The following is a 19,271-nucleotide window of genomic DNA, read 5'->3' as shown; positions in this document are numbered from 1 at the left end:
CCTTCGGACCAGCCGTCACCTGTACCGCCATCGAACTGCTCAGAGCAGGCGCTCCTGCGGCGCCCGAAGGTGACTACTACCGTTGCTTCCTTCCGGACCTGGCGGGGTTTATAGGCCTTCGCCGCGCAGGACCCACTCGTCAACACAGCGCAACGACGGTGGCGGATGACGACCTAAGACCTCATGGTGGGATGTCAGCCCCGCTAAAGCGGATTGCGGATACAGGGCACCGCTAACTCCCCGCCTAAGCACGACCAAGGACTATTGTAACAGGGTGCGGGTTGCCCCGGTTCCGGGAATCTACTGCACCGGGCTCGCCGGCAGGGGCGAGAGAAACTTCACCGACCAGCGGCGCAGCATGCCCTTGGCCTTGGAGACGTACTGGCCCACGGCCTTGTCCTTCTTGCGCGCCTCGCGAACCTTGCCCCAGTGCGCCCAATCGTCCAGCGCCCAGAGGATGATGACTTCGTTCCCCTGGATGTTGCCCGCCGCCGATTCGAAGCAACCCACCAGCTCCATGCCGCGCCTCCTGGAGAGCGGCACGCCCTCGCCGCCGATGAGGGCGATGAACTCCTCCAGCTTGTCCGGCAGGGCTTCGGCCGTCACCTGCAGGTAGACCTTGTCCTTGAGGCGCTTCGCCAGAACCTGCTCCCGGTTGGGCGAGAAGGGCGCGGCGACGAGCAAGCGATCGGTCCAGTCCTTCCGGTAGGGCAGGCGGCGCTCCAGGTAGGAGGACATGGCCCCCTGGCGTGCCCGCGTGCTCCAGGTGGGGCGCGGTGGCCAGTCCTTCAACTCCCAGAGGAAGACACCCTCAGTGTTCCGGAGGGCCGTCCGGAAGAGGCCGATGGGCCTGGTGCCGCCGGCCTCCACGATGGGCAGCATATCGTTAGAGACGATGTGGGAAAGGTAGTCCTCCGCCGTATCGGCGTTGAACTCAAAGGTCTCGTGGAGGTAGATGGGCATGGCGCGCCCACTATAGCGCATCAGGCAAGGGCCGGCCTTGCCCCAAGATTCGTCCGGCTTGGCGAAGGCGAAGGCTTGCCGTATCCTTGCCCCTACATCTTTTTGGGAGGGTCATGTGACAAAAGTCCTTCAGGATTTCAAGAAGTTTCTCCTGCGCGGCAACGTCGTTGATTTGGCTATCGCCGTCGTCATCGGCACCGCTTTCGGCGCCGTCGTCGCCTCCCTCGTCAAAGACCTCTTCACCCCGCTCTTCGGCATCATCGGCGAGCGCGACTTCTCGGACTTGACGTTTACCGTGCGCGGCAGCGTCTTCCGCTACGGCTCCTTTATCAACGCCCTCATCGCCTTTCTCATGGTCGCCGCCGCCGTCTACTTCTTCGTCATCGTTCCCATGAACGCCCTTATCGCCCGCTCGCGCTCCGAGCCGAAGCCCGCCGACCCCCCCCACCAAGAAGTGCGGCGAATGCCTCAGCGAGATCCCGCTGGCCGCCAAGCGCTGCGCCCACTGCACGTCGCCGCAGTAGAAAGGAAGAGACAATGGCTACTCTGGAAGCTCGGCTGACGGCGCTTGAGAAACGTCTCCGCATGGTGGAGGACGAGCGCGATATCGCCAAGGTCATCATCCGCTACGGCTTTGCCGTGGACACCGGCGATGCCAAGGCCACCGGTGCCCTCTATGCCGCCGATACCCTGGTGGACGTGGACGGCAAGCCCGCCATGAAGGGGCGCAAGGGCGTGGAGGCGATGGTCCTGGGCGAGCCGCACCAGCGGATGCTCCCCAACTGCGCCCACACCATGGCCCCCTTCGTCATCGAGGTCAGGGGCGATAGAGCGGTCGCCACCGGCTACATGCGCGTCTACTGGCGCCAGGGAGAGAACATTTCCCTCTGGCGGCTCTCCGTCAACCGGTGGGAGCTGGTGCGCAAAAAGAGCGGCTGGGAGGTCGCGCGTCGGTGGAGCACCCGCATCGGGAGTGAGCGGTACCAACAGCTGCTGCACCGTGGGCTGGAGACCTCGAAAATCAAGAGATGAGCCGGGCGGCCTGTGCTATACTATCGCCTGGTTTCACCTGTTGATTTCCCGCCCTGGAGGCTTGCGTGAACACGTTCCGCTCCCTGCTGTTCATCCCGGGCAACAGCCCAAAGATGCTCGGCAAGGCATCGGGCCTTCCCGCTGACACCATCGTTCCCGATCTGGAGGACTCCGTCCCGCCTGAAGAGAAGGCCAACGCCCGCGCGATTCTTTCCGAGCACCTGCCTGGTCTAGCGGCGGGCGGGCGTCCCGTCTTTGTCCGCTGCAACGGCATGACCACCGGCATGACCTGGGACGATCTCAAAGCCGTCGTCTCCAAGCACATCGTGGGCATCAGCATCGGCAAGATGGAGTCGCGGGAGATGGCCCTAGAGCTGTCGGCCCTGCTGAGCGTCCTGGAGCGCGAGCGCGGCCTGCCGGAGGGCCACACCAAGGTCATCCCCTGGATCGAAACGGGCAAAGGCCTCGCCAACGTCCGCGAGATCGCCGCCTCCACGCCGCGCATGCTGGGCATCGCCTTCGGCGCGGAGGACTACAGCGCCGATATGGGCATCGCCCGCACCAAGGAGGGCGCGGAGATCGCGACGGCCCGGGTGCTGACGGCCATCGCCGCCCGCGCCGCCGATATCACGCCCTTTGACACGCCCAACGTGGACTTCAACGATATGGAGAACCTGAACCAGGACTGCCTGACCGCCAAGTCCCTGGGCTTTAAGGGCAAGTTTGCCATCCACCCCAAGCAGATTGAGACCATCAACGCCGTCTTCCGCCCGTCAGCCGCGGAAGTGGACTGGGCGAGCCGCGTCGTGCGGGCCTTCGAAGAGGGCAAGAGGCGGGGCACCGCCGCCGTGGCCGTTGACGGCAAGATGGTGGATACGCCTATCTGGAAGAACGCCGTGAAGATCCTCGACTTGCATCAAGCTATCGAACGGGCTGAGAAGGTCCACCGCTAAGGGCTGACCCAGACCCGCTGGAGGAGACATGGAGCCCCTTCGCTCGCTCTTATTCGTCCCCGGGAACCGGGAGCGCTTCCTTGAAAAGGCGCGCTCGGCCCCAGCCGATGCCCTGGTGCCCGATCTGGAGAGCGGCGTCCCCGAGCCGCAAAAGGCCCGCGCCCGCCAGATGGTGCGCGATGCCCTTCCCGCCTTCGCCAAGGCCGGGAAGCAGGTCTTTGTGCGTGTCAACCAGATCGGCTCCGCCCATCTGCTGGCCGATCTCAACAGCGTCCTTTCGGAGCACCTCACCGGCGTTGTCCTCCCGCAGATCGCCTCGCCCGATGACATCCGCCACCTGGATGAGATGATCAGTAGCCTGGAGGGCGGCAAGCGTCTCCCGGTGGGCCGCATCCGCATCATACCCTTCATCGAAACGGCCCTCGGCGTCGAGCGCGCCTTCGAGATCGCCACCGCCTCCTCCCGCGTCATCGCCGTCGCCTTCGGTGCAGAGGACTTCACCGCGGATATGGGCGTCTCCCGCTCTGCCGAAGGCACCGAGTTCCTCTTCGCCAGGAACCGGGTGGCCGTGGCCGCCCGCGCCGCCCACAAGCTCGCTATTGACTCCCCCTATGTGGACATCTCGGACGCTCAAGGACTAGAGCGCGATGTCCGCCTAGCCATGCGACTCGGCTTCAAGGGGAAGTTCGCCATCCATCCCGACCAGCTCGCCGTCCTCAACCGCGTCTTCTCTCCCTCGCCTGAGGAGGTCCGCGAAGCGAAGCGCATCCTGGCCGCGTTCGAGCGCGTGGACGCCGAGACCTACGGCACAGGCTCCCTGGACGGCAAGATGATTGACACGGCCATCGCCCTTCGCGCTCAGAAACTCCTACGCGATGCCGAAGCCGTCTCGCGCAAGGACGGCCTTAACGCCTCGTCAAAGGCCAAGCGGCGCTAGCCGGGGTTCCAGTCCCGGGCTTGGTGCGGGTAGCGGGCGGCCAGCAGGTCTAGGTGCTGTGGACTGAGCTTGGGCAGCGGATCGAGGCGCTTCAGCGCCGTTGCCGTCTCCGCCTCATCGCGCCCCAGGCAGGCCAGCTGCGCCGCCGGTGACCCCTTGGCCTGGATGAGCACGCGGAAGTTGCCCAGGCCGTCCAGCTTCAGCAGGTCGCGCACGGCCATCGCATTCGCCTGGTACTCCCCCTGTCCTGCCGTTGATTCAGCAAGCCGAGGCAAGTAGTCGTCTGCTCCCAGGTTGCGCAGGAACTCGTGCTGGGTCATCAGCGTCACCGGCTGCAGGCTGTCGCTCTTGCCCGCCGCGATGAGCGAGGTGAAGTCCACGTGGGCCGTCAGGTCTTGCTGCCCGATCCGGGCGTACAGGTCTTCTTGCGGCGTGTGCCGGTGATAGGCCGTCAGCGTCCCCCGGCGTCGCCTCTCCGCATACAGGTCCTCCGCCAGGTCGCCATAATCTATGGTGATGACGTAGCCCCGCTGCAGCGCCTTCGCCACCCGGCGCATCCAGTCGCTCGCCGCCAGGCAGACCTCTGCCGACCAGCCGTCTTGCAGGCGGACGCCCTCTTGCTCCAGGCGCTCGGCAATCGCAGGCGACGACGGCGTGTCCAGCGTCTCGATGAGTCTGCCGTCGCTCACCGTCACGTAGACTTCGAGCAGCCTCCCCTTTTCTTTGACGAGACGATGGACCGGCAAGGCGTCAAAGAACTCGTTCGAGAGGAGACATCCGCTGAACTCATCGGGCAGGTCGTCTTGCCAGGCGAGGCGTGGATGCATGCCCCCCGGCCTTGGGTGCCGTTCGATGGCGCGATAGTCTGCCGGCAGGCCGAGTCCATCGAGGGTCGAAAGGACGTCCAGCGCCAACCGTCCATCTCCGGCGCCAAGCTCCACCACCTGGAAAGCCGCCGGGGAGCCGAGGAGCCTCCACATCTGGTGGATCTGGACCGCGATGAGCGCGCCGAAGAGCGGGTGGGCATGTGAGCTGGTGTAGAAATCGCCGCGCCTGCCGATGGGTTCGGCGCGGGTGTAATAGCCGCCGGGGCCATAGAGCGCATGCTCCATGAACTCGGCGAAGGTGATGCGTCCCGCCTGGGCGATGCGCTCGCGTATGGCCTGTTCTGCTGGCGAAGGCGTTGTCATTGCCGGGACAGCATAGGGCAAATGCGCCGCATCGTGGAGGGGCTGATTCCTGTTGTGGGCTTCCGCGAATCCCGGGTACAATAGCCTAGTTTCCCGCGCGGCTTTCCCAGGGCCCGTAGCTCAATGGTAGAGCGGTCGGCTCATAACCGATTGGTCGTTGGTTCGATCCCAACCGGGCCCACCAGAGTTTCCTAAAGCAAGAACCTCCGGCGTCTCTTGCCGCGCCTCGGGCTTCACCGGCCTCGCCGTCGGCCACATCGTGGACTGGGCAGGCGTGCGCACAACCTTCCTGGGCATGGGCCTCGTCATCGTCATCTTCATCGCCCTCATGGTTCTCTGGCGCAGAGACATCCGCGCAGTTGAGTAGCTGTCGCCTGCTCCGGCTTGGGTGATAAACTTGGCCGCTGAGGAGATGGCTTTTCGTGTCCTCTCAGGAAATTGACACCGTCGTACCCGACGTTGCGAATGCCGCCAAGGCAGAGGAGTCCCTGCGCCGCCGCTTGGGGTCGCGCATCTTTCCCGCCTTTTCTGTTCCCGTCTACCGCCGGTACGTCATCAGCTTCTGCGGCTCCAGCTTCGGCTTTCAGAACCAGGAGCTCGTCCGTGCATGGCTCGCCTATAGCCTGCACCGCTCGGCGGCAGAACTCGGCCTCGTCGTCCTCATGTCGGCCATCGCCCAGGGGCTCGGCGCGCCCATAGGCGGCGTCATCGCTGATCGCTTTGATCGGAAGCGGATCATGGTGTGGACCCAGGGCATCTCCTTCGCGGCCTCCGCGATGATAGGCGTCTTGGTGATTCTGGGTGTGGTGCAGATATGGCACCTGGTGCTTCTGGCCCTGGTGACCGGCGCGGCCACGAGCCTGCACATGCCGGCCCGGCAGTCCATCGTCTTCGATATCGTGGGGCCCAAGTACCTCGCCAACGCCCTTGCGATCAACGGCGGTCTCATGAGCGGGATGCGGCTCTTCGCTCCGGCTATCGGCGGACTGGTCATCAATGTTGCAGGCATCGGGCCGGCCTATTTCCTTTCGGTCGCCGCTTACGCCGTCTCCATGGCCACCTTAACCTTTGTGGTGCCCAAGGTTGCGCACCAGGGAACGGTGAAGCGAGAGTCGCCGTTCCACTCCCTTGTGGAGGGGATGCGCTATCTTTACCGGGTCAAGCCCCTCTTTTGGCTCTACATCTTCAGCACAGGCTCCCTGCTCATCGCCTCTCCATTCCGGGACATGATGTCTCCCTTCGCCGTTGACCAGCTGGGCGGCGATGAGCGCACCCTGGGCTTCATCGTGAGCCTCATGGGCCTGGGCGCGATCCTGGGCAGCATCGTGATGGCGGCCCTCTCCGGCTACCGGGGCAAAGCCAGCCTACTGCTCATCGGCTCCATCTCCTGGGCGCTCCTGCTCGTCGCCCTCGCGTACGTGCCTAGCTTCTCCATCGGCGTGCCCCTCTTTATCGCCATCGGCATAGCCCAGGCGATCTTCACCACATGCGTGACCATCATGATGCAGTCCAACGTGGAGGACGCCTACCGCGGTCGCATGCTCAGCTTCCACTTGATCAGCTATAGCCTGCCGGGCTTCACCACCCTCGCGTTGGGGCACGTTGTGGATGCGCAGGGCGTCCAGGTGGCCTTTGTGAGCATCGGCATCATGTTGTTGGTCTTTGTCATCGCCCTCGGCTTGTGGCGCAAGGACGTTCGCGCCCTCCGCTGACCACGGTCACTCGTCCCGCTCCATTCCCATCCAGGTCCGCTGAAGCGGCGCTCTCCTGCCTTCACCACCGCGTGACTTTTTTCCGTTGCCGCTGCCTCGCGTCTCCCGCGTGCGGATTCGGTGTCCTTTCGTCCGTGCATCGGCGCCTGTCCCGCCCTGTGTTTTGGGACTCATGAATCACTTTTCATAAGTCATCTCCAGGCTCGAATCAGCCAATACAAAACCAAAAACATGACTTTTCAAAAATCTATCCAAAACCTATTGACACTGGTTCCCGACGGAGGTAGACTGGTGCAAAATTCCATAAATATGATGTTTGTTGGTGAGTTTAGGAGAGCGCGTGAGTTTCTTAGGCACATTCGAAGGCAAGATCGACCCTCAGGGTCGCATCATCGTGCCGCGCGCATTTCGTGATGAAGTGCAAGACGGCCTTGTCATGGCCATGGGCTTTGAAGGCTGCATCACCGTCTATACGAACGAAGCATGGGCGAACGTCATCGCTGAGGTGAAACGGCTCAGCATATTCGATCGGACCGCGCGCGATGTCCGCCGCCATATGCTCGCCGGGGCCTTTACCGGCAAGGTTGACGCGCAGGGCCGCACCGTTGTCCCGCCACCGCTCCGCGAGCACGCAGGCATCGCGGACGACATCGTGATGGCGGGCAGCGACGACTATTTCGAAATCTGGTCGGCCAAAGGCTGGCAGGATCGCAAGGCCAAGATGGGCGATCCCGCGGACCTGGCTGAGCGGCTGGTCACACGCCCATGAAGAACTCCGGCACCTCTACGCCCCACACGCCGGTGATGCTCCATGAGCTTGTGAGCGCCCTGGCGGTGGTGCCCGGCGGCCTGTACGTGGACTGCACGGTTGGTGCAGGCGGGCATGCGGAGGCGGTGCTGGAAGCGGCGGCTCCAGGCGGCAGGCTCCTCGGCATGGATGCCGATCCCCGCGCCATCCGCATCGCGGAGCGGCGGCTCCAGCGCTTTGCGGGCGATTGCCTCCTGGTGAACGATAGCTTCGGCAACCTCAAGGCCGTCTGCTCCGCCAACGGCTTCATCAAGGTCAACGGCGTCTATTTCGATCTCGGCGTCTCCTCCATGCAGCTGGACGAGCCGTCCCGCGGCTTCAGCTTCCAGCGCGATGAGCCGCTGGACATGCGCTTCAGCGAGCGCCAGTCCGTGACCGCGGCCGATATCGTCAACACCTATCCCGTGGAAGAGTTGGCTCGCGTCATCTGGGCCTACGGCGAAGAGCGCAGGAGCCGCGTCGTCGCCCGGAGGATTGCCGAGGCTCGCCCGGTCAAGACCACGGGCCAGCTCGCCAAGATCGTGGAGCGCGCCCTGCGCGCAGGCCGCCAGCGGGTCCACCCTGCCACGCGCGTCTTTCAGGCCATACGCATCTGCGTCAACGATGAGCTGCACGCTCTGGAGAGCGCCCTCCGGCAGACCCTCGAGATTCTTGGCAAAGGCGGCCGGTTGGCCGTCATCAGCTTCCACTCCCTGGAGGACCGCATTGTCAAGAACTGGATGCGCCAGGAGGCCTCCAGCACCGTCTACAACCCGGATATGCCCCTCGCCTCTACAACGCGGGTTCCCACCCTTCGCCTCATCACCCGCGCTGTGCTCACCCCCGCCCGAGAAGAGATAACGCGCAACCCCCGCAGCCGTTCGGCCAAGCTTCGCGTGGCTGAGCGGCTTTAAGGAGTCAGGAGGACAGCCTTGGCTAGAGACGAGCGACCGATCATCGCCATTGACCTGGGGACATCTCTCACCCGTGTCGCCGCCGGTCGGATAGAGGTGGATGATATGGAGCGGGAGTTAGAGGTCCTCGCCCTCGGCCAGGCGCCCTCCGCAGGCCTGCAGCGCGGCATCATCCAGAACCCGGAAGAGGCCGCCTACTCCATCAAGGCTGCCTTTGAGGATGCCGCCATCGAAGGCAAGTATCGGGATGCCATGGTCTATGTCGGCATCGGCGGTAAGCATATCGTCTCCGTGAACACCGCAGGCGAGTCCGTTATTTCCAGGAGCGACGGCCTGGTCTCCGAAAAGGACGTCAGCCGGGCCATCGAGGCCTCCAAGAGCCTCCGCCTCAGCCCTGAGGTCCAGGCCCTGCACCACATGCCGCGCTCCTTCTATGTGGACAACCTGCGCTGCCGTCGCTCCCCCATCGGGATGCGCGGCGTCTCCGCGCGAGCGGAGATGCACACCGTGACGGCCCCTGTTTCGGCTATGGCCAATCTCAAGAAGGCTATCAAGATCGCCGGGCGCGATGTGGACTGGGTTGTCGCGAGCGCCGTTGTCGCCAGCCAGGCCGTCCTCACCCGGGAAGAGACCGAGATCGGCACCCTCTATGTGGACATCGGCGCAGGCACCACGGATATCGCCGCGTACGATGGCGGCGCCGTCTGTCACACCTCGAGCCTTCCGGTGGGCGGCAACCAGATCGTCACTGATTTGGCCGCCGTCCTCCACGCGCCCGCCTATGTCTGCGAAAGCCTCCTCCGGGAGCGCGCCAGCGGCGACCCCAGATCCTACAAGGTGGACGATGAGATGCTCGTTCCCGCCTTCGGCATCCCCGGCCAGCGCCGCGTCCGCCTGGGCTACATCAATGACATCATCGCCATGCGCCTCTCGGAGATCCTCCAGATGGCCGTCGCCCGCGCCAAGGAGGCCTCGCCCGCCCTCTCTCTCTCCGGTGGCCTTGTGCTGGCAGGCGGCGTGGCCCGCATGCCGGCGCTCGATATGCTCGCGGAGCGCGTCGTCAATCACCCCGTGCGCATCGGCCACATCCCGGTGCGCACCATTAGGACGGAGATCGGCCAGGACCCTGCCTTTGTCTCGCTGCTCAGCGTCCTCCTCGCGCAGGCCGATCCGCAATTCGCGGCGCTCAAGGAACAGCGGCCTGCGCATCAGGGGATGCGCCGCCTTCTGCCGATCTTCGGCGGGGCGCGGAGCTAGCTTCTGGGCTGTTGGGCTGCGGCCCAGAAGGAGGGCAGGATTCGAAAACGAAGAAGGCACAAGCGAACAAGAGGGTCTCTGGCGGCGGGGCGCTAACGTCAGGAACTTATCCGGCGGCAGCCGGTACAAACTCACCAGGAAAGGGACCGAACAAATGAAAATGGCAGCTGAAGAGGGGATCGCTCGAGTCAAAGTCGTGGGCGTCGGCGGCGGAGGGAGCAACGCCGTTGCGCGAATGTCCAAGGACAAGCTATTCGGTGTCACCTATATGTGCATCAACACGGATGCCCAAGCCCTGGCCCGCAACGGCGCGCCCGGCATCCGCATCGGCGACCAGCTGACCCGCGGCCTCGGCGTCGGCGGCGACCCCGAGAAGGGCCGCCAGGCCGCTGAGGAGAGCCGGGAAGAGCTGGCCGAATCCCTGAAAGATGCCGATATGGTCTTCATCGCCGCGGGCGAAGGCGGCGGCACCGGCACCGGGGCCGCCCCGGTGGTGGCCGAGCTCGCCCGCAACCAGGGAGCCCTCACCGTCGCCGTCGTCACGCGCCCCTTCGAATGGGAGGGCGCCATGCGCCGCAAGCGCGCCGAAGAGGGCATCGGGCGCCTGCGGGAGAAAGTGGATGCCATCCTGGTCATCCCCAACGATGCGCTCCTGAGCGTCTGCGACCGCAAGGTCACCATCTCCAACGCCTTCAAGATGGCCGATGAGGTCCTGGGCCGCTCCATAGAGGCCATCGCCGAAATCATCGCCATCCCCGGCGAGATCAACCTGGACTTCGCCGATGTCCGCACCGTCCTCAGCAACGCCGGCACCGCCGTCATCGGCATCGGCATCGGCCAGGGCGATACCCGGGCCGCCGATGCCGCCCGCGCCGCCATCGCCAACCCCCTCTTGGATGCGGGCATCGAAGGCGCAAAGGGCGTCCTCTGGAACATCACCGGCCCCGCCGATCTCACCATGACCGAGGTCCACGCCGCCGCCGATATCATCCGCCAGGCGGTGGATGCCGATGCCAACATCTTCTTCGGCATGAACATTGACCCCAGCATGGAGAACGGCGTCCGCGTCACCCTCATCGGCGCAGGCTTCCCCATGAAGGAGGCCCCGGTGACACCCATCGAAGAGGCGCGCGCCCGGGTCATCAAGAGCAGCCCCGTCAATCACGCCACGGCTGAAGCGAACCTGGATATCCCTCCATTCCTGCGCCGGCACGCAATTCCCACCGGCAGCTAGGTCGGTTGAGCGGCCGGCCCTGGCGCCCGGTTTATTTATTTGGGAAACGCCAGGGTCGGCCGGGATATTCCGCAGGAGCGCTCGCTATGGATGTGAAGGAATCTTCCGCACAATGTGCGCATCATGTCACCAACGTGCGCGGACTGTGTTTAGCCCAAAATCTTGTGGTAGACTGTTAGAAAATCCCAACAATTTGTGGTATTGCGCTCTTGACAGCCATCGTTGAACCGTGATAAAACTTTAACCCATCAGAAAGATAACAGGAAATTGAATTCATGAATCCGCCGTCGCGTTATGGCCGATGCGACGGCGATAGTTTGGAGGCCTAGGTCAGCACCTAGGCAGGCCGTGGCAGGGGGATGGGTATATGAAATGCCCATACTGCGGCAGCGATGATAGCAAGGTGACCGATTCTCGGACCGCCGAGGACGGCATCCGTCGCCGCCGCGAATGCCTCCGCTGCGGCCTGCGCTTCACCACCTATGAGCGGGTCCAATCCGCCGTCCTCCAGGTGGTCAAGCGCGATTCCAGGCGTGAAGACTTTTCCAGAGAGAAGCTTGCCGTCAGTATGCGCGCCGCTTGTGCCAAACGCCCCTTGCCTATGGGCGCGATTGACAAGATAGTGGAGGAGATCGAGGCTGAGCTCCTGCGCCTCGGCCGCGCCGAGGTCCCCTCTTCCCTCATCGGGGAGATGGCGATGGAGCGCCTCAAGAAGGTTGACCGTGTGGCCTACATCCGCTATGCCTCCGTCTATCGCGATTTCGCCGATATTGATAACTTCCGGGAAGAGATTGAGACGCTCCTGGCGATGCGCGAAAATCGTTCGCCTTCGGCCCAGCTCCCCCTTCTCCCGGAGGAGAAACCCATGCCTCCGGAGGCGCGTCGGCGCAGGCGCGTCCGCCGCGTACGAGAGGTCCGTCAGGGGACTGAGGGATCTATCGCGCCGAAAACCGATGCGCCCACGGCCCAGGAAGATCGCGGCCTCTAGGCCGGGGCTTCTCTCCCAAGGAGTATCCGAAACAGCCCTCGTAAAGCCATAGCTTTTTAGCTGGCGTAGCGGCACCGGCGCACCGCTTCAGCCACGTAGCAGGCGCTAAATGCACTTATCGCCGAGTCGTCTCGGCAATGAAGGAATCGAACGATGCAGACACCAGAGGGGCAGAACAAACTGAATATCTCCGCATCCCGGGAGTCCGCGCAGACTCCTCCTCAGGTCGCGCCTGCCAAGCATGAGAACGGCCACGCCGCCAGCGGGAGGAACGGCTTCGCCATTCCTCCCGGCACCACGGCCACCGCTTCGCGCATCCCCGTGAAGCGCCTCCGCGCGCCCGTGGTCAAGACCAAGAGCGTGGTCCCCGGCTTGGAGATCACCGCCAACAGCTATGAGGTCCTCAAGCGCCGCTATCTCTCCAAGGACCGGGACGGCAAGACCGTGGAGACGCCCGTCGAGATGTTCTGGCGCGTCTCCCGCAACCTCGCCGAGGCCGAGGTCCGCGAAGACCCCATGTGCGATCCCACCCCCATCGCCAACGAATACTTCCAGATGCTCGCTACCCTGGAATTCCTGCCCAACTCCCCCACCCTCATGAACGCCGGCCGCGAGCTCCAGCAGCTCTCCGCCTGCTTCGTCCTCCCCGTCCCGGACGATATGGAGGGCATCTTCGAATCGGCCAAGCACACCGCCCTCATCCACAAGAGCGGCGGCGGTACCGGCTTCGCCTTCTCCCGCCTCCGCCCGGAAAATGATGTCGTCGGCTCCACGGGCGGCATCGCCTCCGGCCCCGTCTCCTTCATCAAGATCTTTGACACCGCGACCGATGTGGTGAAGCAGGGCGGCACCCGGCGCGGCGCCAACATGGGCATCCTCAACGTCACCCACCCGGACATCCTCAAGTTCATCCACGCCAAGGATGACGATAAGTCCCTCCAGAACTTCAATATCTCCGTCGCCCTTACGGAAGACTTCATGAAGGCCGTCATCGCCGGCACGGACTACGACCTCCTGAACCCCCGCTCCAAGAAGCCCGTGGGCAAGATGAGCGCCAAACGCGTCTTTGACGAGCTGGTCAACAGCGCCTGGAAGACCGGCGATCCCGGCATCATCTTCATTGACCGCATCAACGCCACGCACACCACGCCGCACATCAGCCCCATCGAGGCCACCAACCCCTGCGGCGAGCAGCCCCTCATGCCCTACGAGTCCTGCAACCTCGGCTCCGTCAACCTCGCCAAGATGGTGGAGGCCAACGATCCCGAGCGCCTCGATTGGCAGCGCCTGGAGAAGACCATCTTCACCGCCGTCCGCTTCTTGGACAACGTAGTGACCATGAACAAATATCCCGTGGCCGAGATCGAGCGCATCACCAAGGGCACGCGCAAGATCGGCCTCGGCGTCATGGGCTGGGCCGATCTCCTCCTCATGCTCGGCGTTCCCTATGACTCGGACGAGGCCGTCACCCTTGCCGAGAAGGTGGCCAAGTTCATCCAGGATGCCGCCAATGAGGCCTCCATGGCTCTGGCTGAGGAGCGCGGCGAGTTCCCCTTCTGGCATGGCAGCGTCTATGACCGACCGGGCGGGCCCCTGCTCCGCAACTCCACCCGCACCACCATCGCGCCCACCGGCACCATCAGCATCATCGCCGGCTGCTCCAGCGGCATCGAGCCCCTCTTCGCCGTCAGCTACGTCCGCAACGTCATGGACAACACCAAGCTCGTGGAAGTGAACCCCCACTTTGAAGAGCTGGCCAGGCACGAGGGCTTCTACAGCCCCGAGCTCATGGAGCGCATCGCCGAGCACGGCACCTGCCGCGGCATCCCCGAAGTTCCCCAGTGGGTCCAGCGCCTCTTCGCCACATCTCATGACATCGCGCCGGAGTGGCACGTCCGCATGCAGGCCGCCTGGCAGAAGTATTGCGATAACGCCGTCTCCAAGACCGTGAACCTGCCCAATGCCGCCGCAGCTGAAGATGTCCGCACCGTCTACACCCTGGCCTACGAGACCGGCTGCAAGGGCGTCACCATCTACCGCGATGGCTCTAAAGGCACCCAGGTCCTCAGCACCGGCCAGACGGAGAAGGCCCGCGAAAAGGGCAAGGAGCAGGCTCCCGAAGCGAAAGCTGCGCCCGCCGCGCCTCCCGCCCAGGCCCCTGCGCCCAAGGCGCAGCCGCCTGCGGCTCAGCAGTCCGTCATCAAGCAGGCGGAGGAGATTGCCTCCGGCCCCGTGCCCCTGCGCCCGCGCGAGCGCCCCGCCACCGTCAGCGGCGTCACCCACCGGGTGCGCACCGGCAACGGCACCATGTACATCACCGTGAACTCTGATGAATCGGGCAAGCCCTTTGAGGTCTTCAGCGCCCTGGGCAAGGGCGGCAGCGATGATGCCGCCTACCTGGAGGCCATCTCCCGCCTCCTCTCCCTGGCCCTGCGCGCCGGCGTGGACATCGAATCCATCGTCAAACAGCTCCGGGGCATCACCTGCAACCCCACGTGGGATAACGGCGTCATGGTGCGCTCCGCTCCGGATGCCGTCGCCCTCGCCCTCTCGCGCCATATTGACGCCTCGGGCAAGCCGCCCACGCCCAAGGAATCCTTCAACGAGCGGACCATGGAAGGCGCCCAACTGGGCCTCTTCATCCCGCCCCAGGCCGCAAAGGCCAAGGCCAAGCCGCCTGAAGGCGTCAACCTTGGCAGCTGCCCTGAGTGCGGCTCCGCTCTCGCCTTCCAAGAGGGCTGTCTCACCTGCCACTCCTGCGGCTTCAACAAGTGCGGATGAACGGAGGATAAAACACAAGATGGACGTGCCGGGTCGCTTGTCCGTGTGCGCGGACTCCAGCGTTCCCCCTTCCCTCGTCGCGCGGCTGCGGCGGGCCGGGACGCAGGTGCGCACCGCAAGCGAGGACGGCCTGCGGCAGGAGACGCCCTCTGCCCTGGCCCAGTGGGCTGAGCGCGCCGGGGCGGCCCTCCTCACCCTGGACCAGCGGCTCTGGAACGACCAGAGGCATCCGCTCTCCCGCACCTCAGGCGTCATCGTTCTGAAATTTACACCGGGGAAGCTAGACGAAGCGGAGCAAGCCTTCGCCTATGCCCAGCAGACCTACGGCGGAGACTACCGGCCGACCACGTGGAAAGGAGTCAAGATCCTCGCGACGCCGCTCACCTGCCTGCTGAAGATGCTCGCGCCCGATGGCGCCATCATCACCCAGGCCGTCGAGCGGGCCCCTCTGCAGGAAGGCGGGCCGAAGCCCCACAAGGGCGCGAAGAGTCGTGAGGCCGCCCGAACGGCGGCATAGGGAGGGAACCAACCACACCAGCACTCCCCGCCAAGGCTCCACACCATTGACGGGGATTCCCCTGCCGATGCCGGAGTTGCCTCCCCGGCCTCGGCGTTATCACGCCCGTCCCCCTTGGGGTCGGGCACCTCACCCGGCCTCCTCTGCCCTCACCCAGAGGAGGCCGCCTTTTTCTCAGCGGCGGGCAAGGGAGCGTGTCCGATGAGCGAGTGCCGGGCGCCGGATGTTGAATCCCCACGGCGCGATTGATGATAATTGGGTGAGCGCTCGATCGGCGTATCTTCGTAGCGTCCGGCCTGAACGTGCCGGATGATGGGAAACGGGAGACCGGATGGATGCCCGTGAGTAAAAGCAAGGAGATCTCCATGCGGCATTCCCGCGGCTGGCAGGCGCCGGGTGTGACACAGCTGGCCAGATTCATCATCCTCTATGGCCTCTGGATACTGCTCTCCGGGAAGTGGGACTTCGAATACCTGGTGCTCGGGCTGATAAGCTGCGGCCTTGTGGTCTACATGACCAGGCGGCTCGCCTCCTCCCTGGAATCACCGGGCTATGAGCCGCTGCCGCATGAATGGAGGTGGCTTGGAAAGACGGTCCTTCGCTTCCTCTGCTATCTGCCGTGGTTGCTCTTCCAGATCGTCGTTTCCAACCTGCAGGTGGCCTACTGTATCCTGCACCCGAAGCTGCCGATCGCCCCCTCTCTGTTTCGCTTCCGCTCCAGCCTCACGAAGGAAGTCCCGCAGCTGCTCCTTGCTCAATCCATCACGCTGACTCCAGGCACAATCACGGTGGACATGAGCAGAGGGGACTTCCTTGTCCACTCCCTCGTTGACTCCCGGAGCCAGATCGTCGGCAAGGGCGGCATGCAGGAGCGCGTGTCGGCCGTCTTTGGAGAGCCGTTCGCGGCCGATGGGGAGATCCCCACGACGGCGCCCTCCAAGGGAGCCCCGTAGCATGGACACCTTCGGCGGCGCGGCAACGGCCATCATCCTTATCAGCATCATCAATATGTATCGCCTGATCCAGGGCCGTACCCTGTTCGACCGGATGCTAGCCCTTGCCGCCATCGGGACAAACACCATCATCCTTGTTGGGCTTGCAGGCTTCGTCTTCTCGCGTCCGGAGATGTTTGTGGACGTGGCCCTTGCCTACGCCCTGCTCAATTTCGTCAGCATCGTTGTGATCAGCAAATACCTCGAACGACGGAAGGAGCAGTAACTCTGATGGATCTGGTGGGCGATGTCCTGCTCTGGAGCGGGGTCTTCTTCATCGGGCTGACCTGCCTGGGCCTCCTGCGCCTCCCGGACTTCTACACGCGCGCCCACGCCGTCTCGAAATCAGAGACCTTGGGGCTTGGCCTTCTGTGCGCTGGGATGGCCTTCCATGCGCAGGATGGTCTGGTCAGCGGCAAGTTCCTGCTCCTCCTCGGCTTCGGCGCGCTTATCAATCCCCTAGCCGCCCATCTCCTCACGCGCGCCGCTGTGCGGTCCGGTCTCGCTGTATGGACCAAGCGAGAGGCCAAGCCGGATGCCTCGGAAGAGACCGGGAGGTCATAGACCCATGCCCTGGGAAATAGAACTCGCCCTCTTTGGCCTCCTGATCCTCTCGGCCATCATCGCCCTGGAGGTTCGCGATATGCTGGCGGCGGTGGCGGCTCTAGGCTTCTACAGTTTCTTCACCGCCGTGTTGCTGGCCGTTTTAGGAGCCATTGATGTGGCCTTCACGGAAGCCGCCCTTGGGGCTGGAGTCATCGGAGTGCTCTTTGTGGCCGGGCTCTTCGTCATCGGAAGGAGGTCGGTGGATTGAAGCGCATCCTCCTGGTTTTTCTTGCCGGATTCGCCGCCCTGCTCATCTGGGCTTCTGCCGATCTGCCTGACCGGGCGGATACACAGGCGCCGGCCAACCAACACGTCTCCGACGAGTACATCGTTCGCTCCAAGGAGGACATCGGCGCGCCGAATATCGTGACCGCCGTCCTCGCCGATTACCGGGGCTATGACACCATGGGCGAGCTCATCGTCATCTTCACGGCCGGCCTTGCGTGCGTTTTTGTCCTTGCGGCCGTAAGGAAGCGCGATGATTAGACCCTTTGAAAGCAGCATCCTGCGGTACCTCCTTCGGGCGCTGGTTCCGGCCATCCTCCTTTTCGGCCTGTATGTGATCGCCCATGGAGAGGTCAGTCCAGGCGGCGGCTTTCAGGGAGGGGCCATCATGGGCGCAGGCATCGTGCTGGCCCGCCTCACGCTGGAGCGCCGCCGGTGGGCCGTCGTCCTCAGCACCAAGTCCGCCCTGGTGATCGCTCTTATCGGCGGATTGATCACCTTCGGCGTGGGCGTGGTGCCATTGCTGGCAGGCGCCAACTTTCTGGACTATAGCGCTCTACCCCTGCCGGCCGATGATGGGAAGGTTCTGCCGCATTTCACCCTGCGCTCTGTGGGTATCTTTCTCTTCGAGCTCGGCGTCGCCATGATGGTCATGTCCGTCATGGTTGTCATCTTTGACCATTTGGCGGACTACACCGATGATCGCTGAAATCGCCGCCCGCTTCCCCTTCTGGGCAACCGCTATCCTGCTCGTCATCGGCTTGTACGGCATGATCGGCAAGCGCAGCCTGGTGAAAAAGGTCATCGGGTTGAATATCTTCCAGTCCGCCGTCATCCTCTTCTTCATCAGCCAGGCCCTCAAGGCTGACGCTACCATCCCGATCCTTGAGGAATCCCCCGGCCCTATTGACCCGGATCGGTATATCAACCCCTTGCCGCACGTCTTCATGCTCACCGCTATTGTGGTGAGCGCCGCCATCACCGGAGTATCCCTGGCCTTTCTGGTGGTTATGCACCGGAGGTTTCGCACCTTGGATGAGGCCGAGATACTCAAGGAGGTGGGTCAGTAGGCATCGAACATGTGCCCATCCTCATTCCGGCTCCGCTCCTTCTTGCCGCTCTCCTTGTGCCTCTGGTGGCCCTCTGGCGGCCTAGGTTCGCCTTCCCCTTGACGCTGGCGGCGGCCGCAGGCTCTACCAGCGCCGCTGCCCTGGCATTGGCCCATACCGTTGATGGAGCCTCCCTCAGCTACGCCCTTGGCGGCTGGTCGCCGCCCCTGGGGATCGAATATCGCGTTGACCGCATCGGCGCCTTCGTCGTCCTTGTCACGCTGAGCGTCGCCCTGGTTGTTCTCATCGCCGTCCGTAGGGTCGCTCTCGCGGAATTCTCCGATCGCCTCGGCCCCTTCTACGGCCTGGTGCTGCTGATGCTGGCGGGCGTCACCGGCATGGTGGTTACCTTCGACCTCTTCAACCTCTTCGTCTTCATAGAGATCAGCTCCGTCGCCTCCTACGCTCTGGTATTCATGGGCGGCCCTAGGGGGATGGTCGCCGGTTTTCGTTACCTCCTGATCGGGAGCATAGGCGGCGGCTTCTATCTCCTTGGCGTCGGCTTCATCTACTTTGCCACCGGCTCCGTCAACATGGGGGATGTGGCCACTCTCCTTCCCGGGCTGGAGGGATCCCGGGCCGTGCTTGCCGGGGCGGTTTTCATCTTTGTGGGCCTTGCCTTGAAGATGGCGCTCTTCCCGCTGCATCTCTGGTTGCCGGACGCCTATGCCTATGCCCCCTCCTCCGTAAACAGCATGATTGCGCCCGTCATGACAAAGGCGGCCGCCTTTGCCATGCTTCGGATGTTCCTCAGCGTCTTCCCGCCCGGTTATTTGACGGATGACGTCCCTATTGCCGGCGCGCTCATGGTCATGGGCCTGCTTGGGATGGTCATCGGCTCTGCCCTGGCTGTCGCCCAGCGTGATTTCCGCAGGATGCTCGCCTTCAGCAGTATCGGGCAGCTTGGCATCATCGGGGTCGGCATCGGTTTGGCCACGCCTCTGGGGGCGGCGGCGGCCCTCCTTCACATCATGAACCATGCGGTTATGAAGGCCTGCCTCTTTGTGGTCGCCGCCGCCGTCCGTTTTCGCACAGGCCGCACGGACATAGCGGGCATGGCCGGCCTTGGCCGTG

23 protein-coding genes, 1 tRNA gene and 1 other RNA gene are annotated in these 19,271 nt (G+C 64.0%); 22 read left to right on the top strand and 3 right to left on the bottom strand.

Annotation, left to right across the window (positions count from 1 at the left end; all coding sequences use genetic code 11):
• Positions 1–254: signal recognition particle sRNA large type (ffs, locus tag FJ039_11165), an RNA gene on the bottom strand; the annotation flags it as partial.
• A gap of 46 nt (positions 255–300) precedes the next feature.
• A complete protein-coding gene (locus FJ039_11160; GenBank protein ID MBM4406712.1) occupies positions 301–984 on the bottom strand; it encodes a hypothetical protein in 684 nt (227 codons plus the stop codon).
• A gap of 94 nt (positions 985–1,078) precedes the next feature.
• Here FJ039_11160 and mscL point away from each other — a divergent pair, with 94 nt between their 5' ends.
• The 4 genes from mscL (at position 1,079) to FJ039_11140 (ending at position 3,885) form a co-directional block, all read left to right on the top strand.
• Positions 1,079–1,525 carry a large conductance mechanosensitive channel protein MscL gene (gene mscL, locus FJ039_11155; GenBank protein ID MBM4406711.1) on the top strand — a complete coding sequence of 149 codons (447 nt, stop codon included), beginning with the start codon at positions 1,079–1,081 and terminating at the stop codon, positions 1,523–1,525.
• Entirely contained in the window at positions 1,501–1,995 is a 495-nt protein-coding gene (locus tag FJ039_11150) for a nuclear transport factor 2 family protein (protein MBM4406710.1), read from the top strand. Before mscL ends, FJ039_11150 begins: the two co-directional genes overlap by 25 nt.
• 65 nt (positions 1,996–2,060) lie before the next feature.
• The gene (locus FJ039_11145) at positions 2,061–2,948 is read left to right on the top strand and encodes a CoA ester lyase (protein MBM4406709.1); all 888 of its coding nucleotides are present in this window, start codon (positions 2,061–2,063) and stop codon (positions 2,946–2,948) included.
• Between the two features lie 28 nt (positions 2,949–2,976).
• The gene (locus FJ039_11140; protein MBM4406708.1) at positions 2,977–3,885 is read left to right on the top strand and encodes a CoA ester lyase; all 909 of its coding nucleotides are present in this window, start codon (positions 2,977–2,979) and stop codon (positions 3,883–3,885) included.
• Here FJ039_11140 and FJ039_11135 read toward each other — a convergent pair.
• Positions 3,882–5,096 (bottom strand): SAM-dependent methyltransferase, encoded by a 1,215-nt coding sequence (locus FJ039_11135; protein ID MBM4406707.1) that lies wholly within the window; start codon positions 5,094–5,096, stop codon positions 3,882–3,884. The two genes, FJ039_11140 and FJ039_11135, sit on opposite strands and share 4 nt — an antisense overlap.
• An 88-nt stretch (positions 5,097–5,184) precedes the next feature.
• On the opposite strand from FJ039_11135, the gene FJ039_11130 reads away from it, so the two are divergent.
• The 18 genes from FJ039_11130 to FJ039_11045 form a co-directional block, all read left to right on the top strand.
• Positions 5,185–5,259, top strand: a tRNA-Met gene (locus tag FJ039_11130).
• Positions 5,233–5,442: a hypothetical protein gene (locus tag FJ039_11125; GenBank protein MBM4406706.1), complete on the top strand. Its 210-nt coding sequence runs from the start codon at positions 5,233–5,235 to the stop codon at positions 5,440–5,442. Before FJ039_11130 ends, FJ039_11125 begins: the two co-directional genes overlap by 27 nt.
• A 37-nt stretch (positions 5,443–5,479) precedes the next feature.
• On the top strand, positions 5,480–6,787 hold the full coding sequence (locus FJ039_11120; GenBank protein MBM4406705.1) for an MFS transporter: 1,308 nt from the start codon (positions 5,480–5,482) through the stop codon (positions 6,785–6,787).
• Between the two features lie 316 nt (positions 6,788–7,103).
• Complete coding sequence (gene mraZ / locus FJ039_11115; protein ID MBM4406704.1) at positions 7,104–7,556, top strand: division/cell wall cluster transcriptional repressor MraZ; 453 nt, start codon at positions 7,104–7,106, stop codon at positions 7,554–7,556.
• Positions 7,553–8,488, top strand: a complete 936-nt coding sequence (rsmH, locus tag FJ039_11110) for a 16S rRNA (cytosine(1402)-N(4))-methyltransferase RsmH (GenBank protein ID MBM4406703.1) — start codon at positions 7,553–7,555, stop codon at positions 8,486–8,488. Before mraZ ends, rsmH begins: the two co-directional genes overlap by 4 nt.
• Positions 8,489–8,506: 18 nt before the next feature.
• Positions 8,507–9,745 carry a cell division protein FtsA gene (ftsA, locus tag FJ039_11105; protein MBM4406702.1) on the top strand — a complete coding sequence of 413 codons (1,239 nt, stop codon included), beginning with the start codon at positions 8,507–8,509 and terminating at the stop codon, positions 9,743–9,745.
• 154 nt (positions 9,746–9,899) lie between these two features.
• Positions 9,900–10,979, top strand: a complete 1,080-nt coding sequence (ftsZ, locus tag FJ039_11100; GenBank protein ID MBM4406701.1) for a cell division protein FtsZ — start codon at positions 9,900–9,902, stop codon at positions 10,977–10,979.
• A gap of 367 nt (positions 10,980–11,346) precedes the next feature.
• Entirely contained in the window at positions 11,347–11,967 is a 621-nt protein-coding gene (nrdR, locus tag FJ039_11095; GenBank protein ID MBM4406700.1) for a transcriptional repressor NrdR, read from the top strand.
• A 153-nt stretch (positions 11,968–12,120) separates the two neighbouring features.
• Positions 12,121–14,748, top strand: coding sequence for a vitamin B12-dependent ribonucleotide reductase (locus FJ039_11090; protein ID MBM4406699.1), 2,628 nt, complete (start codon positions 12,121–12,123; stop codon positions 14,746–14,748).
• Positions 14,749–14,767: 19 nt separating this feature from the next.
• The gene (locus FJ039_11085; GenBank protein MBM4406698.1) at positions 14,768–15,265 is read left to right on the top strand and encodes a hypothetical protein; all 498 of its coding nucleotides are present in this window, start codon (positions 14,768–14,770) and stop codon (positions 15,263–15,265) included.
• 335 nt (positions 15,266–15,600) lie between these two features.
• Positions 15,601–16,218 (top strand): hypothetical protein, encoded by a 618-nt coding sequence (locus tag FJ039_11080; GenBank protein MBM4406697.1) that lies wholly within the window; start codon positions 15,601–15,603, stop codon positions 16,216–16,218.
• A 1-nt stretch (position 16,219) separates the two neighbouring features.
• Complete coding sequence (locus tag FJ039_11075; GenBank protein ID MBM4406696.1) at positions 16,220–16,483, top strand: hypothetical protein; 264 nt, start codon at positions 16,220–16,222, stop codon at positions 16,481–16,483.
• A 5-nt stretch (positions 16,484–16,488) separates the two neighbouring features.
• Positions 16,489–16,821 carry a monovalent cation/H(+) antiporter subunit G gene (locus FJ039_11070; protein ID MBM4406695.1) on the top strand — a complete coding sequence of 111 codons (333 nt, stop codon included), beginning with the start codon at positions 16,489–16,491 and terminating at the stop codon, positions 16,819–16,821.
• On the top strand, positions 16,793–17,071 hold the full coding sequence (locus tag FJ039_11065; protein MBM4406694.1) for a DUF4040 domain-containing protein: 279 nt from the start codon (positions 16,793–16,795) through the stop codon (positions 17,069–17,071). Before FJ039_11070 ends, FJ039_11065 begins: the two co-directional genes overlap by 29 nt.
• On the top strand, positions 17,068–17,349 hold the full coding sequence (locus FJ039_11060) for a hypothetical protein (protein ID MBM4406693.1): 282 nt from the start codon (positions 17,068–17,070) through the stop codon (positions 17,347–17,349). Before FJ039_11065 ends, FJ039_11060 begins: the two co-directional genes overlap by 4 nt.
• Positions 17,342–17,797: a sodium:proton antiporter gene (locus FJ039_11055; protein MBM4406692.1), complete on the top strand. Its 456-nt coding sequence runs from the start codon at positions 17,342–17,344 to the stop codon at positions 17,795–17,797. The genes FJ039_11060 and FJ039_11055 overlap by 8 nt, the downstream gene beginning before the upstream one ends.
• Entirely contained in the window at positions 17,787–18,158 is a 372-nt protein-coding gene (locus tag FJ039_11050) for an NADH-quinone oxidoreductase subunit J (GenBank protein MBM4406691.1), read from the top strand. Before FJ039_11055 ends, FJ039_11050 begins: the two co-directional genes overlap by 11 nt.
• A gap of 11 nt (positions 18,159–18,169) precedes the next feature.
• Positions 18,170–19,271: NADH/ubiquinone/plastoquinone (complex I) (locus FJ039_11045; protein ID MBM4406690.1), on the top strand; the 1,102-nt coding region annotated here is incomplete at its 3' end.

The sequence above is a fragment of the Chloroflexota bacterium genome (assembly GCA_016875535.1).
Taxonomy (GTDB): domain Bacteria; phylum Chloroflexota; class Dehalococcoidia; order SHYB01; family SHYB01; genus VGPF01.
Note: the sequence above shows the minus strand (reverse complement) of the source record. Positions and strands in the feature narration are given on the sequence as shown.